Below are 17,374 nucleotides of genomic sequence, written 5' to 3' on the forward strand. Positions count from 1 at the left end.
TTCTCCTCCATTTGAGTTGTTTTTCAGGCTCCTCCGCCGGCAGCGCCGGACACCCGCGTCGGGAGACTCTCCAGAAACAGGCGATTGAAATCGGCAACGACGCGACCGGCATCATGCTTTTCGGCCAGGCCGAGATTGATGCGATCGGACGCAGCCTGCTGGAAGGCCATGTAGCCATTGTGCCGTGGCCTGACCCAGGCGCCTTCGAGCGTGGCGCGCGTGTCCTTGTAGAAATTGCCGGCAGCTGCGTTGACTGCGGCATCGCCCCAGGCTGCGGCGTGGCCAGGTTGGCCGCCGGCCGAAGCATAGGGGCCGCGCTGCACCTCGCCGCTGGCGACCCAGTAGGCAAAGTCGATGGCCGCCTGCCTGGCCTTCGAAAAGGTCGAAACGGCAATGCCGGTTCCGCCGAGCGCCGAGCCGACTGGGCCGGCCTTGCCGGCTACCGGAATGTCCGCGAAGGCAAGGCGGCTGGTCCGGAATCCGGCAATGGCATAGGAGACGTAGCCATAGATCAGCGGCGCGCAGGCGATCCGCGAGCCGGACCTGGCCATTTCCTCCAGCACGTCGATCGGGTCCATCCCAAGGCAGGCCGGATCGACGAGAGCCGCGATCTCGCGCATCATCTCGAAAACGCGTCTGCCCATGTCAGGGTCTACGTGGCTGCCAGGCTCTTCGACGGCGGGCCGGCCGAGATTGCCGGCAAGCGTGTAGAACACCATCAGCGAATGCGGCGGCCTGAGCGGCAGCAGCACGCGGCCTTGCCGCGCCAGATCGAGCACGTCGGACCAGTTCGCCGGCGCGGCGGAAAGCATGTCCGGGCGCCACCCTTGCACTTGGCTCGCCGTGTCGATCGGAAACGCCCACTGCCGCCCTTGCCATGTGTAGCTCGGATAGGACCGGCCGACGCTGCCCGCCGCCAGCGCCGCACGCTCCGCTTCCCGCCCAGTGACATCGAGCGGTGTCAGGCAGTTCTCGGCGGTGATCTGGCCGACATGCGGATGATCGATGACGATCAAATCATAGGCACGGGCCAGCTCCTCGACCGGGAAGGATTCGAAATCCTGCAGCGAGCGCTTGTCCCATTCGACGGTGACGCCGGTCCGCTGCTTCCACAGCGCCGAACAGGCGACCATCGGGTCGTAGCCGCGCGGATGGCTCCAGGTCATGCCTTTAAGCATCATGTCGCTCACAGCCCGAATTCCTTGCGGATCTTTGCGCTGTGCTCGCCGATGCGTGGCGCGGCGCGCTCGACCTTGGCGCGGACGCCATCGACCCGGAGCGGCGAACGCGTGGTGAGGATCGAGACGTCATCCTCGCGCGTCACCGTCTGTAGCATATCGAGAACCTGGAAGCCCTCGCTGGCCATCATTTCCGGCCAGGTCAGCACCTTGGCGCACCAGATGTCGGCAGGCTCGAGGATGGCAAGCCATTCGTCGACCGTCTTCGTCGCGATGCGCTGGGCGATGATCGCCTTGATCTCGTCGCGGGCGCTGAACCATGTCGACGGCTGGTCGCGATAAAGCGCAAGCTGTTCGAGCCCCAGGAGGTCGGCCAGCTTCGGGATCGGCGTCATGGCGATCGCCAGATATCCGTCCTTGGCCGGATAGACGCCGTAAGGCGCCGACAGGTAAGCATGGGCGCTGCGAAAGCTTGATCGCCGCGGCAGGCGGCGTCCGTCATTGAGATGCGTGGTCAGCACCTCGAACTGGAAGTCGACAAGCGCTTCGAGCAGGCTGGTTTCGACATGGCTGCCCTTGCCGGTCACGCCGCGCCGCACCAGCGCGGCAAGGATGCCTTGCGCGGCGGCGGAGCCCGCCAACATGTCGGCGATCGCCAGCCCGAAGGGCACCGGTCCCTGGTCCTCGTCGCCGTTCAGCCACATGACGCCAGAACGGGCTTGCGCCAGCAGATCCTGCCCGGGCCGCTTGACCCAGGGACCTTCTTCGCCATAGCCGCTGATCGAGGCATAGACCAGACGCGGATTGATCTTGCGCACCGCCTCGTAGTCGAGGCCCAGGCGCTCGATGACGCCGGGCCGGAAGTTCTGGATCAGCACGTCGGCCTTGGCCAGCAGGCCGCGTAGCGCCGCAAGGTCGGCCTCGTCCTTGAGGTCGATCGCAAGACTTTCCTTGGCGCGGTTGATGGCATGGAAGATGGTGGAATCGCCGCCGATCTCGGTGTCGCTGAGATAGAGCCGGCGCGACAGGTCGCCGCCATCCGGCCGCTCGATCTTGATGACGCGGGCACCGAGGTCGAGCAGCCGCAGTGAGCAGTAGGGCCCGGACAGGAACTGGCTCATGTCGACGACGACGAGCCCAGTCAGCGGCAGTTCGGCAATGGCGGCCATCGCCTATTTCTCCGTCTTGCCGGCGAAATCGGCCGGATTGCGATATTTCACCGTCTGCAGGTGCTCGCAATAAAGCACAAGCTCTCCTTCACCCTTGAAGACTTCATAGCTGGCGCGGATCAGCCCCATCTCCTTGTATTTGGGCTTCTTGTCGAGGTTGGAGCGGATCGAATAGATCGTGTCGCCGATGAACACCGGCTTGATGAAACGCAATTTGTCGTAGCCATAGGAAAAGGCGTTGACGCAATTGGTGGCGACGAGGCCGAGCCCGGCCGAGAACACGAAGGCGCCGGCGACCAGCCGCTTGCCGAAGATGCCTTCCGTTTCGGCGAACATCTGGTCCTGCACGTAAGGATGGATATCGAGCACCAGCGCGTTGAAAAGGTGGCTGTCGCCCTCGGCCATGGTCCTGCGCAGCGAGCGGATTTTCTGGCCGACCGGCCAGTCCTCGTAGAACCAGTTCTCCGCGTTCCAGACGGGAAGATCGGCGTGATCCTTCGGCATGTTGGCTGGGTGCGTCGACGCCACGCCCACGGTCGGCGCGAAACCTGTCATGGCAACATCCATTGGAAGCACGGATCATCCGTCCGGGCGCGCCGCGGACCAGCGAACTGCATGATCGATCCTCCCGTCAATCTTCTTTTGTGAATACTATTTTCACATATGGGGTTGTGTTGCAAGCGTGAACAGGCGAAATTTTGCTCCGATCCGCGGCGGACTGCGCCGGCGGAACAAGGGGAGGATTTGATGCAGAACGCCTGTCTGGTCTTCGTCGGCAGCCTCAACCGCGAGGCGCCTTATTTTCAGGGCGCGCGCGGCGTCGGGCTGGGTGTCTACAGTTTCGACGAAGAGACACTGGAGACGAGGAAACTGACTGAGACGGGTGACGTCGACAATCCAACCTTCCTGTCGGTGACGCCGGACGGCTCCCACATCTATGCCAACTCCGAAGTGTTCGCCTGGCGCGAGGGCGTGGTCTCGGCCTATCGTTTCGACAGGCAAACCGCCGCGCTTTCCTACATCAACAAGCAGCCGAGCCTCGGCAGCATCACGGCGCACAATACGATCACGCGCGACGGAACGAAGCTGCTGGTGGCCAATTACGGCATGGGCGAAGGCGGTCCCGATCGCTCGGTCGTCGTCTATGGGCTGCGCGAAGATGGCGGCCTGACCGCACCGCTGTCGAGCGTCGCCCATGCCGGAACGGGTCCCGACGCAGCTCGTCAGGAACGCCCCCATGCCCACAGTGTCACCGAGACGATTTCCGGCGGCGTGGCGGTTGTCGCCGATCTCGGCATCGACCAGCTTGTCTCGTACCGGATCGGGCCTGACGGCAGCTTGACCAGACTGGCCGAGTCGATGCTTGCGCCGGGTGCCGGCCCACGTCATGTGGCGCTGCATCCGGGCGGCCGTTTCGTGTTCGTCATGAACGAGCTGGATTCGACGGTCGTCTCGCTTGCGCTCGACGATGCGTCGGCCAGGCTCACCGTCATCGATACGAAGCCGGCCGTGCCGACGGAGGCGCGCGACGGCAATCACTGCGCCGACATCCAGATCTCGCCCGACGGACGCTTCCTCTACGGCTCCAACCGCGGCCATGACAGTATCGCGGTGTTTTCAATCGACCAGCAGACAGGCATGCTCGCGCTCGTCGACTACACGCCTTGCGGCGGCGCCACGCCGCGCAACCTGGCACTGACGCCCTCCGGCGGCCACCTCTTCTCGGCCAACCAGAATGCCGACCGCATCTCGATTTTCGCACGGGACGCCGCCACGGGCCGGCTGACCGACACCGGACGGTCCATCGACGTCGGCACGCCGATGTGCGTCAAGATCGTGCGTTGACCGGGTGCTTGAAGATCGTGCCTTGACCACTTGCTTAGGAGCATGCCGGCGACAGCAGGATAAGCCAGAGGTTTGTTTCTGGTGTCGCGCTGTTCAGCTGTCGCCGCGACAGGTCGCTGATCTGCGCGGGCCTAATTCTCCCTGAATCCGCGATTGAGCGAATCGCGAACCGGCGCGAGCACATAGTCGAACAGCGTATGCTCGCCGGTCAGTATCATGACTTCCGCGGGCATGCCCGGCGACAGTCGAACCTCATGGAGTTTTCCTAGCTCGGCGGCATCGACTTTCACCTTGGCGAGGAAATAGGGTTCTCCGGTCCTCTCGTCGGTGAGCCGGTCGGCCGATACGGATGTGAGCAAGCCATGGATTTGCGGAAGATGTCGGCTGGGGTAGGCGGATAGCACCACGCGTGCCGGCATATCAGGGTGTACCATGTCGATGTCGGTCGGCTTGATCCGCGAATCGATGACCAGGTTAGGCTCGTCCGGAACGATATCGAGAAGGGGCTGGCCGCTGGAAATCACACCGGATTCGGTGGTGACACGCACGTTCATCACCGTTCCTGCAATCGGCGCGAGGATGGCGGTCCTGGCCAGCACATCCTGACGCGAGGGCAGCTGGCTGCGCAGTTCGGCCAGCTCGCCGCGCACCTTGCCAAGATCCTCGTTTGCCGTCTCACCATCCTGCTGTCGCAGATTGAGAAGCTGCAGTTCGGTCTCGCCAATCTGCTGTTCGTTGCGCGCAACCTGCGACCGGTTCGATGCCTGGTTTGCCCGGATGTCGGCCTGCGCGCGCTGCAGCGCCAGGATCCGCGGCAGGCGCTCCAGGCCCTGTTTGTACATCTCCTGCGCCGAAGCGATCTCGCGGTCGATCAGCCTCAGTTGCTCGCCTTGGGCTGCGATCACTTCCCTGGACCCTTGGATTTGCTCCTCTATCTGCCGGATGCGCTTTTGGAGGATCTGCTCGCGACCCTCGCGGGTTGCAAGGCGGCTGCGCAGCAGTCCCTGCTCTTCGGCAGCCACTTTCTGCGCGGCCTCGTTGTCAGCCGATGCCAGTTCTCCGGGAAAAATGATCTGATCTTTTCCGGCAAGCTCCGCAGCCAGGCGTGCTTCGATCGCCAGCAAGCGAATGTAGCGCTCATGCAGCTCGTCGTAGCGGCCCTGTGCATCGGTCGTCTTCATGCTTATCAGAACCTGGCCGGCGGTGACCTTGTGGCCTTCCCGGACGTGGATTGTCCTGATGATACCGCCTTCCAGATGCTGAACGGTTTTCCGGTAACTTTCGGGACTGACAATGCCGGGGGCCACGACAGCGCTTGCCAGGAGGGCCATATTTGCCCAGGCCACGGTACCGCCGACAAAGAACATGGCGGAAAAATAGCCGAGCATACGCGCTGGCCGCGTCCGGCGTTTCAGGTCGCGGCTGCTCGCGCGAGACGCGCGCGACCGCCGCCGGACAAGCCCGACAAGGATAAGCCCGACAAGGATAAGCAGGAACAGCGCCGTGGCGGCTGCCGCAAGTGCTACGCGTACCGGCACCGCGGCAACCAGATTTCCGGCAGCGACGACCAGCATATCCATGACGTCGCGCAGGCTGGCCATCAGCATGTCCAGCGTCTTCGACAGGTCGCCAAATTGACCGCTCATGGCTCACTCCGCCGCCTTCTGCGTTGCCGGCGTATTGGCTGCAATCTTGTCCGGGCGCTGTGCCTGCATCGCGATGCGTTGACCGGCCAGCGCGCCCAGCACCTCGGCGCGCGTGCCGAACATCTTGATGGCGCCATCGTGTATGAGAACAACATGGTCCGCCGTGCGCAAAAAGTTCGTCTGGTGGCTGACGAGAATGACGGTGCAGCCTCGTTCCTTCAAATGCCGAAGCACATTGAACAGTGCCATTTCACCGTCACCGTCGAGGCCGGTGTTCGGCTCGTCGAGCACGATGAACGAGGGATCGCCGAACAGGGCCCGGGCGAGAGCGATGCGCTGACGTTGGCCACGCGAGATTCGTGCCCCGTGCGGTCCCACCTCGGTTTGATAACCGTTCGGCATCCGCAACATCATCTCGTGGATACCCGCAGCCTGCGCCGCGGCGATGACGGCGGCACTGTCGACATCGCGCAGGCGTGCAATGTTCTCGGCGATCGTCCCGGGAAACAGCTCGACCTGCTGCGGCAAATAGCCGATGTGCAATCCCAACTGGTCACAAGGCCAATTCGCGACCTCCGCCTCATCCAGCCTCACATGGCCAAGCGACGGCCGCAGCGTTCCCACCATGAGGCGGCAGAGCGTGGTTTTGCCGGAGCCTGACGGACCGATCACGCCACAGGTCTGGCCGGCCTCGACTCTGAAGGATACTTTGTTCATCAGGGCCTGCTGTGTACCCGGCGCATAATAGTACACGTCCTCGAACTTCAGCCGCCCTTGCGGGCGCGGCAAGGTTACGCCACCGCTTTGCCCGGGTCCGGTATCGGCGAAAAGGCGCAAGAGGTTGCGACGCGCAGTGCGAGCGGCAACCAGGCTGCGCCAGGCTCCGATCGAGCGTTCTATCGGCGCCAGCGCGCGGCTCAGCAGGATCGATGCCGCGATCATCGATCCAGCCGTCAGTTCGCCACGCAGGACAAAGTAGGCGCCAAGCCCCAGCACGGCTACCTGCAGGGCCATGCGGAGCGAGCGCGACAGGTTGCCGATCATGGTTGTGCGGCCGAGAATCTGCGCCTGGATGGTCATCAACGACAGCTGCTTTTCTTCCCAGCGCTGCAGCGCCGGCTCCGACATGCCGAGCGAGCGCAGCGTCTCGGCGCCATCGATGTATTGGCCAGCCGCGACCTGGTTACGGCGCAGCCCTGCCGCCGCCTCCTGGCTCTTGCGGCGGGTGAGGAAATCATTGGCGAGCGCGCCGCAGAATAAAACGATCGCTCCGACAATTCCGACCAGGCCCAATGCTGGGTGCAGAAGCCATATGAACGCCAGGAAGACGGGCGTCCACGGTGCATCGAGAAAGGTCAGCACACCGTCACCGGCAACGAAGCTGCGCAGGTCCGCCACATCCTTCAGGCCGGCCTCGAGGCTGCTGCTGCCCGCGAGGCGAGCCTCCATAGCTCGCTCGATCACCGGGACACTCAGCTGGTCGTCGAGCCATTGGCTGATATGGCCGAGGATCATCCGGCGGGCTTGCTCCAGCAGGCCGTAGACGGCGATCGCGCCGATCACCGCCAGGGTGAGCCACATCAGCGTGTCGATCGACCCGCTCGACAGTACCCTGTCGTAGATCTGCAGCATGTAAACTGCGCTGGCGAGCATCAGCAGGTTGGCAAGCAGGCTGAAGATGAGCAGGGCGGGCGCCTGGCGCCGCGCCAGATGCATCACCTCCTGAAACTGCGGTCTTGGCTGCGTCACGGATTGCCCCCGTTGCGATGCTTTGAATTGGCCCGGCCGGGCGCCAAGGCTGGCGCCCGGCCGGTATTGCGTCAGGCTATGACGACGCCGTCTACGAGGTTGTCGTCGAAGATGCCGGTCCCGTCGATGCCAATGGAGAAGCTGTCGCTCGCCGTGTCGCCGTCGAAGTCGGCGATCTGCACGGTGAAGTCGAGCTTCTCGTCGGGCGCTGGCTGCGTCTGGACGAGGCTGAACCCGCCGATATCGAAGGTGTTGTTGTCGTTGCCGGAAACGCCATCCGCGTTGCTGATGTTCTCGATCAGCACGCGGTCATGGGTTCCGCTCGTCGTCCACTGCACCTTGTCGCCGGTGCTCAGGCCGGTGATTATCAAGTTGCCGTCGGCGTCGATCGAGGCGGCCGGAGTAAACTGCGAATTGCCCGTCTTGACGACGAAGTCGGTGATCGAGAACGACGTGATGGCGACGTGCGTGTCGTTGGTGAGCCCGTCGACGAAACCCGTGCCCGGTTCTGCGGCGGTGCTGAAGGCCGAGATCTTGACGGTGACGGGTCCGACGCCCGGATTGGTCTGGTTGACGGTGAAGGACGCCGCGGTCGCATTGAACACGCCCGTGAAGGCGATGTTGGCTTCGACGTCGGCTTCGTTCTGGTCCAGATTTGGCACCAGGAAGTTCGGGTTCGCGCCCGTGACATAGGTGATGAACGCGCCCTCATCGGGGTTGATCTGGTTGCCGTTGACGCCGAACGAGGTGGTGCTGCCCGCCTGGCTGATATTGAGCACATCCTTGGTCGTGATGTTTCCGCCCTCGGATTGATTCAATGGGTCTTCCCCGATCACCACGATCTGGGTGGAGTTTGGATCGCCGAAGGTCATGAACAGGTTGCTGCCGGAGGGCGCTCCGGCGAAGGCGAAGTTGAGCTCCGCGGGCGGAGGATTCTGGAGGACATCGAAGGTGTAATTGCCGCCTGACAGGGTCAGCTTGAAGAAATCGATGTCCCCGGCGGTGTGTGTGCCACTGCCGTCAACATCCTTGTAGTAGGTAGCGACAGTGTTGCTGTTCGTAAGGTCCCTGAGCAGCGTCACCTGCGAGGATGTGCCGTCCAATATCGTCAGGGTCGCCGGCGAACTCGTAATGCTATAGGTCGCCGGGTCATCCGCCCCGACCACCCCGCTGAGCGTCTTGGTCACGGTGCTGCCAGCAGCAAAGTCCACCAGCCCATCGGCGACGGGGCCGATGGCCGGCCCGTCGTCCTGGAACTGCATGGCGTCGCCGATGCCGGTCGAGGCCGTCGCCGTGTCGCCGTCGCCGTCGGTCACCGTGACCACCGCCTGCAACGCGCTGTCGGTGATCGACACCGAATCATCGGGATTGGTGGCGTCCGGGTGCTTCAGCGAGGCGTATTGTGCCACGCTCACGACCCCGCTCGTGCTGTCGATCGCGACGGCAAACGCCGCCGCGCCCGCGGCTGAGCCGATGCGGCCGACCACCAGGTTGCCTTCTTTGAACAGGAAGATGCTGGTGCCGCCGGTCGTGTCGAGGCCGGAATCCACCCCTGCGGCGGAAACCGCCAGCGAGAACGCCGTCGTCCCACCCTCCTGGTCCGCACCGAACGCGCTGCCGGTCGAGCTCACCACCGGGCTCGCGTCCTGTGCGTACCCGGTTGGGTTCAGATCGGTGCTGACATTGCTGACGCCCGCGAACAGCGCCACCACCGCGGCGGCAGTGGTGTCGTCGGCATCGGCCTGGATGCCCGCGGTCTCGTCATGCGCCACCGTCGCAGCGCCCTGGACGATCGCCGCCGTCGGCCCGTCGTCCTGGAACTGCACGGCATCGCCGATACCGGTCGAGGCCGTCGCTGTGTCGCCATCGCCGTCGGTGACCGTGACCTTCGCCAGCAACGCGCTGTCGGTGATCGACACCGAATCATCTGGATTGGTGGTGCCCGGATGCTTCAGTGAGGCGTACTGCGCCACGCTCACGACCCCGCTCGTGCTGTTGATCGCGACGGCGAACGCCGCCGCCCCCGCGGCTGAGCCTATGCGGCCGACCACCAGGTCGCCTTCCTTGAACAGGAAGATGCTTGTGCCGTTGGTCGTGTCGAGGCCGGAATCCACCCCTGCGGCGGACACATCCAGCGAGAACGCAATCGTGCCCCCGTCTGTACCCGTAGAACTGCCGGTTGAGCTCACCACCGGGCTCGCGTCCTGTGCATACCCGGTCGGGCTCAGATCGGTGCTGACATTGCTGACGCCCGCGAACAGGGCGATGACTCCTGCGGCAGTGGTGTCGTCGGCATCGGCCTGGTTGCCCGCGGTCTCGTCATGCGCCACCGTCGGAGCGCCTTGGACGATCGCTGCCGTCGGTCCGTCGTCCTCGATGACGATCTGCTGGCCGACGAACGTCGAGGCGCCGCTGGATGTCACGATGCCGAAGCCGCCGATGTCGAAGGTGTTGTTGTCGTTGCCCGCAATGCCATCCGTGTTGCTGATGTTTTCGATCAGCACGCGGTCATGGGTTCCGCTCGTCGTCCACTGCACCTTGTCGCCGGTGCTCAGGCCGGTGATTATCAAGTTGCCGTCGGCGTCGATCGAGGCGGCCGGAGTATATTGCGAATTGCCTGTCTTGACGACGAAGTCGGTGATCGAGAACGACGTGATGGCGACGTGCGTGTCGTTGGTGAGCCCGTCGACGAAACCCGTGCCCGGTTCTGCGGCGGTGCTGAAGGCCGAGATCTTGACGGTGACGGGTCCGACGCCCGGATTGGTCTGGTTGACGGTGAAGGACGCCCCCGTCGCATTGACGACGTTCTGGAAGTCGATGTTGGCTTCGATATCGGCCTCGTTCTGATCCAGATTGGGCACGAGGAAGTTCGTATTCGTGCCCGAGACGTAGGTGATGTACGCCCCCTCAGTGGGGTTGATCTGGTTGCCGTTGACGCCGAACGAGGTGGTGCTGCCCGCCTGGCTGATATTGAGCACATCCTTGGTCGTGATGTTTCCGCCCTCGGATTGATTCAATGGGTCTTTCCCGATCACCACGATCTGGGTGGAGTTTGGATCGCCGAAGGTCATGAACAGGTTGCTGCCGGAGGGCGCTCCGGCGAAGGCGAAGTTGAGCTGCTCACTCGCCGCGAGCTTGAGGGTGTTGCCGAGATCGACCGCGTCATCCGGGTTGGTGCTGTCGCCATGGTAGATCGGAACGTAGGTGACGATGGTGAAGGTTACCTGGTCGCTGGTCGCGCCGACGTTGATCACGTCCTGCTTGAAGATGACGAAGGCGATCGCGTCGGCACTGCCGTTGCCATCGCTGTCATATCTCCCGATCACGGTGTCGTTTGCACCAGCGAAGAGCAGGATATCCTTGCCGTCGACGGTGTTGAGCCCGCTATCATCGCCGTCGAGGGTGCCGCCGCTGCCGTCGGTGAACGTAGTGCCGACGAGCTGGGAGCCGGCGGTGGCGTTGACAGTGACCGAGTTCGTCTTGATCGCGACGCCGACGCTGGTCGGGAACGCGGAGTTCAACCCGAGAGTCGTCTCGAGATAAGTCCGGAACGAAGCCGGCAGAGTGGAGTACGCAACATCGGTATCCGTAAAGGCGTCGTCGACGTTGTCGCCGGTTTGTAGCCCGGTGGTCTGGTCGTTGACGGCCTCATCGTTGAGAATAAAGGTGATCGCCATTGCTGTTCTCCCCAATCGCATGAGCAAATCGCATGAGTGGCCACTGAAATATCCCCGCCGAAGTGCACCCCCACGCTAGAGATCGCTTCCTGCAGGGGCCCATTCAAAGGAAAATCGCGCGCTGAATTGCGGCCCTCCAACCTCATTGTGCCGCCGATAAAGAGGACGCGTCCATTCGCGGTTCGATAGTGTTATGGTGAATTCCCCTATCTGATCGAACGATGTACATCCTTTGATAGGGTCGAGCCGCGACAGGCCCTTGCGGGTAACCGCGTTGGTATGACGGGTCGATTGTCATGCTGTGGGTTTCCGGCCTGCTGCCGGTATCATGCCGACGCAAGCGGCTTTGACGCCTGGCCGAAAGTGATGGTCAAAGGCCGCTCTTGTGACCTGTCCCCAGATGGTCGGCAGCTTCGCCAAGCGTCCAGGCCAATTCAGCTCTGCTGCCGAGGTGGAGCTTTTCGTAGACGTGGTGCAAGTGCATTTTCACCGTGCCCTCGGATACATGCAGCTGCGTGGCAATGCTCTTGTTGCGCAACCCGCGCGCGACGAGGCTGGCGACTTCGGCCTCGCGTCCTGTAAGCGTGCGCGCGGCGTGATGCGGCGCGCTCGGCATCAACAGGTGCTGGAGGATCTTGTGGTCGACCCACTTTCGACCGGCCGCCACGGCAGTCACACATTCGACGAGGCAGCGGTGGCTGACGCCGTCCAGCAGCAAGCCGTCGGCGTCGAGTTCCCGTATATCCTCGACGTCGAATCCGCTCTTTGGTTGCAGGATGAAGATTATGCCCAGAGCGCTGTTACAGGCTCTCAGCCGGAAAGACAGACTGGCCGTCTGCCAGTCCGCAATGTCCAAGCCTACGATGACAATATCAGGCCGATGGCGCTCCACATGCGGGACAACGTCAACTGTGCGGCGGCAGTTTGCCACAACAGTGTGTCCAGCCTTCCGTAGAACCCACTCCAGACCTGCGAGATAGACCCCCCGCGAGTCCGCAACAACCAAAGTTGACATGCGAACACCGTCCGTAAACGCACAACGAACTTTGTTAAATATGTCAGGAAGTCAGGAAACCAGAGCCTCAGGCGCTTGTCAAGTAACGCCTAATATAACAGCAAATGCCTGAGAAAACGGCTCCAACGCTTAGGGCACACGCGGTGCGGGCATCATCGAGCCTGTGCCACGTGGCGCTGCATCCGGGCTCTACGGTTCCGACCGCGGCCAGCGAGGGCATGCACGGTGCTGTGATTTCGGCTGAGCCATCAGCGTGGTAGCTTCCAGTCGTTCTGCTCCGGAGTCGCCATGCGTACCAAGCTGCTGGAAATCACCCTTGTTGTGTTGCTGCTGGTTGGCGGCGTTCCCGCCAGTCATGCGGACGTGGCCGAGCGGCCGTCATCCAGGGGTGGAGTTCTGTCGCTGCTTCCGCCTCCGCAGATCTCCGATCATTCGATCGTGATTGCGGGACGTACGCTCAACTATCAGGCAAAGGCCGGCACTCTGTCGTTGCCATCCGGCAAGGGCGACGTCACCGCGGAAATTTTTCACGTCGCCTATACGCTTCGTCCCGAAGCGAACCGGGACCCTGACCCCCAGCGCCCCATCACTTTCGTATTCAACGGTGGTCCCGGAGCGGCTTCCGCCTATCTGCATCTTGGCGCGCTCGGTCCGCGAATCATGGCGACAGCGGCCGATGGAAGTTTTCTGCCGTCGCCTCAGCGACTTTTGAACAACCCGAACACCTGGCTCGACATGACCGACCTGGTCTTCGTCGATCCGGTTGGAACAGGTTACAGCCGCGAAGCCCCCGGCACCGAAGCGCGCAGCTTCTGGGGCGTCAACCAGGACGCCGCCTCGATGGGCGCCTTCATCCGGCTCTATCTGGCACAGGCGGGCCGTACAGCATCGCCGGTATTTCTTGCCGGCGAAAGCTATGGCGGGTTTCGGGCGGCACTGCTCGCCAAGACGCTTCAGGAAGATATCGGCATCAGTCCGAGCGGCATCGTGCTCATCTCGCCGGCGCTCGAATTCACGCTCGTGCGACCCGACGAGTTCCAGCCGCTCCACTGGGCGCTCGAGCTCCCGTCGCTGGCGGCAGTGCGCCTGCGCAGCGAAGGCGTCAGCGGTTCCGCGCTGCGGGAGAGGCTGGCCGAAGTCGAACGCTATGCGCTTGGCGATTATCTCGTCGCGCTTACCAGTGGCCTCGAACAGGGTGGGCGTCTGGCGAGCCAGCGCGTGGCCGAAATCACCGGCCTGCCCCTCGACCTCGTCCAACGAAACTTTGCGCGCATTCCCACCGCGCTCTTCGCCAGGGAATTTGCCCGGACAAGGGGCAGTGTTCTCAGCGCCTATGACGGCATGATCGAAACGGCGGACATCGCCCCGGAAAGCCTGAGATATGGCGGTCCTGATCCGGTGCTTGACCGAAGCGTGCCGGCGCTGACTTCCGCCTTTGTCAGCTATGTGCGTGACGAGTTGAAATTCCGCACCGATCTAAGCTACCGGCTTCTCAACCGTGAAGTCAGCGGCAATTGGGATTACGGGACGGGGCCGACGCGTCAGGGCTATGTCGGCGTGATGGATGACCTTCAGCAGGCGCGCGCGTTGAACCCAGGCCTCGGCGTTTTGATCGTCAACGGCTACACCGACCTGGTGACACCCTATTTGGTGTCACGCTACCTTGTCGGCCAGATTCCCTCGCTTCCTGGTGCAAAGCCCATCCGCGTCGACCTGCTGGAAGGCGGCCACATGATGTATTTCAGGCCAGAGAGCCGGCGCGCGCTGAGGGAGGCTGCGTCCGAGCTTTACCAAGCGCCGAAATGAAACGGTTGCGCACAAAACGATCCGGATGAGGTCGTAGCGACAGAGTGCATCTCCATGAGCGCGTGGAGCCGGGATGCACTTGATCAAATCAGGCTCGTCGTATGAGCGGCCGAGAGTTTTGTTCAGCCGCCATTTCGGATGGTTCCGCCGGCTGGGTGATCACCGCCTGATAGCCTTCGTCAAACCGGACGGGTCGGCCGGCACCACTGCGCGCAACTTTGCACAGCGCAGGCCAGGGATGCCGGACGCAAACGCCCTTGGAGAGTATTGACAAAAATCCATGACCTCTTTAATCCAATATATTGGATACAAATTTTACTCCGTTTTATGACGAGTGCGAGTGGTGAAGTTGGAAAAGGCTCGGTCCGGTATGACGGCTACAGGCGGGGAAGGCTCGGAAGATTTTCCCTGGTTGTTCTGTCTGTCAGGCACGCTCACATGCGGGCAAGGGCTTCGCATGCCAGTCGCCAGTGCGTGATGGTCGTCGACAATCACGCACCGTCGCGTTCTAAATCTGAGGATACCCGTCAATGAACCTGGATCGCGTCATTACCGTCGTCGGAGCCCATGCCGAGGGCGAAGTGGGTCGGGTGATCACTGGCGGCGTCCTGCCGCCACGCGGCGCAACGATGTTCGAGCGCATGCAAAATCTGGAGCGCGACAGTGCGTGGCTCCGCAACATGCTGCTGTTCGACCCGCGCGGCAGTGTCAATGCGGCCGTCAACCTCATCACGCCGCCCATACGCCCCGATGCCGACATCGGCATGATCGTCATGGAGTCGGACTATTTCGTGCCGATGTCGGGCTCGAACCTGATCTGCACGGTCACAGTCGCCCTCGAGACCGGCATGATCCCGATGCGCGGCGCTGAAACCATCGTCAGGGTGGACACACCGGCCGGCCTGGTCGAGGTGACGGCGGACTGCAGCGGCGGCAAGTGCCGCCGCATCACATTCCGCAACATCCCGTCCTTCGTCATGCATCGCGACCGGATGGTCGAGGTGCCCGGGATCGGATCGCTGCGGGTCGATGTCGCCTATGGCGGCATGATCTACTGCATTGTCGATGCCGAGGATGTCGGCGTGACGCTGGCCCGCGACGAGGCGCGCGACCTGGTCGGGCTCGGCGAGCGCATCAAGGCCGCCGCCGCCGAACAGCTTCCGTCGGTCCATCCGGAGAACCCGTCGATCAACACCATCAACCAGACGGAGTTTGCAGGCCCATTGCGGATCGTCGACGGCGTGAAGACGTCGAAGAACGCCGTCGTCGTTTCTCCCGGCAGGCTCGACCGCTGCCCCTGCGGCACGGGAACCTCGGCGCGAATGGCTCTGCTGCATGCGCGCGGCGAACTCGATGTCGGCGAGCGCTTCCGGCACACCTCGATTCTCGACACTGTTTTCGATTGCCGCATCGTTGAGCCGGCCGTGGCGGGCGGCGTGCCTGCGGTGGTGACAGAGGTCTCCGGGCGCGCCTGGCTGACCGGCGTAAGCCATTACGGAATGGATCCGGAGGATCCCTTCCCGGAGGGCTATCGGCTGTCGGATACGTGGTTCAGATAGGCCCTAGACAACGCAACACCAACCGGACAGGCGCGCAAGTCGATGACATCTCAAAACGCAGAGCTGACCTGGCTCAATCCGCCACCGCACCACTCCATCGGCGACAACAACACCCTGCATGTGCGCACGGGCAAGGAGACCGATTTCTGGCGCGAGACGTTCTATGATTTCTGGCGCGACAGCGGTCACTTTCTGTATCGCCGGGTCGAGGGCGACTTCAGCGCCGAGGTCACCGTCAAGGGCGACTACAAGGTGCTCTACGATCAGGCCGGCTTGATGGTCCGGCTGAGCGAGACGCACTGGGTCAAGGCCGGCATCGAGTATACCGACGGGTTGATGTATTTTTCCGTCGTCGTCACCAACGACGCCTCCGACTGGTCGCTGGTCAGCATTCCGGCAAGTCCGGACGGCGTCAGGATCCGGCTGACCCGTCATGCCGAGGCGATCCGCGTTCAATACCTGGATGCCTCCGACGGCCACTGGAAGCCGGTGCGGCTCGCCTATTTCCCCCCCTCGAAGGCAGTCGATGTCGGCATGATGTGCTGTTCGCCGCAGCGCGAGGGCTTCGAGGTCACATTCAGCGATTTTTCGGTCGGCCCGGCGATTTCGAGGGAACTCCATGACTGAGACGCCCCAAGCGATACCGGCTACGGGCCGTCGAGATGCGGGCAAGGTCCGCTGGGCAATCGTGGGGGCAAGCCAGATCGCGCGCTCATGGGTCGCCAAGGCGATCCAGTCCGTGCCGGACGCGGAACTGGTGGCGGTCGTCAGCAGGAGTGCTGCTCGTGGTCGCGCCTTTGCCGACGATTTCGGGATACCGGTATCCGCGACCAGCCTCAAATCGCTTCTCGCCGAAACTGGGATAGATGCGGTCTACGTCTCGACGAACAATGACAGGCATTGCGACGACACGCTTGAGGCTGCGGCTTCGGGTCTGCACGTGCTCTGCGAAAAGCCGCTCGGGCTGACGCTGAATGATGCCATCAAGATGGCCAGGGCCTGCGACCGCGCCGGCGTCGTCCTGGCAACGAACCATCATATGCGTGGCGCGGCGACACACAGGGCCATCCGCGACCTGGTGCTAGCAGGCAAGATCGGCCGGCCGCTGGCCGCACGCGCGATGTATTGCGAGTATCTGCCCAAGGAGTTGCAGACTTGGCGCACCAAGGACACGGCACAGGGCGGGGTCATCTATGACCTGACCGTGCACAATGTCGACGTTCTGCGCTTCGTGCTTGCGGACGAACCGGTCGAGGTCATGTCGATGAAGGCGAGCAGTCTGATCGGTGAGAACGGCGTGGAGGACCAGGTGCAGTCCATCGTCCGTTTCGCGTCCGGGCTGATCGCCTACATGCATGAGGGCCAGGTCTTTGCCCATCACGAGACGGCGCTCGAGGTCCATGGCACCGAGGGTTCGATCTATGGCCGGGGCATTCTGGATGAGGCGCCGGCCGGCCGGGTCTACATTCGCCGCGGCACCGAGATGACGGAAATCCCGGTCGAACCCGTCAACCTCTACGCCGCAACGATCGCCCGGTTCAACGCGGCGGTGCTTCACGGCGAACATCCGGCGGCTACAGGTTGGGACGGCGTCGCGTCGCTGGCAACGGCGTTGGCGGTCAGACGCTCGGCGCAAGAGGGGGTGTGCGTGCCCGTGCCATTTTTCCAGGGAAGCCCGGTCATTCCCGGATGATCTCGCTGCATTTGCCTTGCCGCGATCAGGCGGATTT

12 protein-coding genes are annotated in these 17,374 nt (G+C 63.0%); 5 read left to right on the forward strand and 7 right to left on the reverse strand.

Translation table 11 applies throughout. The features are described 5' to 3' along the window. Positions 1-23: 23 nt before the first annotated feature. Genes E5X88_RS05620 through E5X88_RS05630 form a run of 3 tightly spaced genes read right to left on the reverse strand, consistent with a single transcriptional unit; the run spans position 24 to position 2,902 of the window. Complete coding sequence (locus E5X88_RS05620) at positions 24-1,181, reverse strand: extracellular solute-binding protein (RefSeq protein WP_292159471.1); 1,158 nt, start codon at positions 1,179-1,181, stop codon at positions 24-26. Positions 1,182-1,186: 5 nt separating this feature from the next. Beyond that, a complete protein-coding gene (locus E5X88_RS05625; protein WP_292159097.1) occupies positions 1,187-2,347 on the reverse strand; it encodes a CaiB/BaiF CoA-transferase family protein in 1,161 nt (386 codons plus the stop codon). 3 nt (positions 2,348-2,350) lie between these two features. Then, the gene (locus tag E5X88_RS05630; protein ID WP_095484001.1) at positions 2,351-2,902 is read right to left on the reverse strand and encodes a MaoC family dehydratase; all 552 of its coding nucleotides are present in this window, start codon (positions 2,900-2,902) and stop codon (positions 2,351-2,353) included. 192 nt (positions 2,903-3,094) lie between these two features. Here E5X88_RS05630 and E5X88_RS05635 point away from each other — a divergent pair, with 192 nt between their 5' ends. After that, entirely contained in the window at positions 3,095-4,192 is a 1,098-nt protein-coding gene (locus E5X88_RS05635; RefSeq protein WP_292159102.1) for a lactonase family protein, read from the forward strand. Between the two features lie 131 nt (positions 4,193-4,323). Here the strand turns inward: E5X88_RS05635 and E5X88_RS05640 are convergent, their stop codons facing one another. From E5X88_RS05640 to E5X88_RS05655, 4 genes are all read right to left on the reverse strand, one after another. Continuing rightward, positions 4,324-5,838, reverse strand: coding sequence for an HlyD family type I secretion periplasmic adaptor subunit (locus E5X88_RS05640; RefSeq protein ID WP_292159104.1), 1,515 nt, complete (start codon positions 5,836-5,838; stop codon positions 4,324-4,326). Between the two features lie 3 nt (positions 5,839-5,841). Further along, positions 5,842-7,554 carry a type I secretion system permease/ATPase gene (locus tag E5X88_RS05645; RefSeq protein ID WP_292159106.1) on the reverse strand — a complete coding sequence of 571 codons (1,713 nt, stop codon included), beginning with the start codon at positions 7,552-7,554 and terminating at the stop codon, positions 5,842-5,844. Between the two features lie 104 nt (positions 7,555-7,658). Beyond that, entirely contained in the window at positions 7,659-11,264 is a 3,606-nt protein-coding gene (locus E5X88_RS05650; protein WP_292159108.1) for a DUF5801 repeats-in-toxin domain-containing protein, read from the reverse strand. 370 nt (positions 11,265-11,634) lie between these two features. After that, entirely contained in the window at positions 11,635-12,195 is a 561-nt protein-coding gene (locus E5X88_RS05655; protein WP_292159110.1) for a response regulator transcription factor, read from the reverse strand. Between the two features lie 372 nt (positions 12,196-12,567). On the opposite strand from E5X88_RS05655, the gene E5X88_RS05660 reads away from it, so the two are divergent. The 4 genes from E5X88_RS05660 (at position 12,568) to E5X88_RS05675 (ending at position 17,337) form a co-directional block, all read left to right on the forward strand. Continuing rightward, complete coding sequence (locus tag E5X88_RS05660; RefSeq protein WP_292159112.1) at positions 12,568-14,085, forward strand: alpha/beta hydrolase; 1,518 nt, start codon at positions 12,568-12,570, stop codon at positions 14,083-14,085. A gap of 530 nt (positions 14,086-14,615) precedes the next feature. Further along, the gene (locus E5X88_RS05665; protein WP_292159114.1) at positions 14,616-15,644 is read left to right on the forward strand and encodes a proline racemase family protein; all 1,029 of its coding nucleotides are present in this window, start codon (positions 14,616-14,618) and stop codon (positions 15,642-15,644) included. Positions 15,645-15,686: 42 nt separating this feature from the next. Then, positions 15,687-16,271, forward strand: a complete 585-nt coding sequence (locus E5X88_RS05670) for a DUF1349 domain-containing protein (RefSeq protein ID WP_292159116.1) — start codon at positions 15,687-15,689, stop codon at positions 16,269-16,271. Continuing rightward, positions 16,264-17,337 (forward strand): Gfo/Idh/MocA family oxidoreductase, encoded by a 1,074-nt coding sequence (locus tag E5X88_RS05675; protein WP_292159118.1) that lies wholly within the window; start codon positions 16,264-16,266, stop codon positions 17,335-17,337. The genes E5X88_RS05670 and E5X88_RS05675 overlap by 8 nt, the downstream gene beginning before the upstream one ends. Positions 17,338-17,374: the final 37 nt, after the last annotated feature.

Origin of the sequence: Mesorhizobium sp., from assembly GCF_004962245.1 — a bacterium.
Lineage (GTDB): Bacteria > Pseudomonadota > Alphaproteobacteria > Rhizobiales > Rhizobiaceae > Mesorhizobium.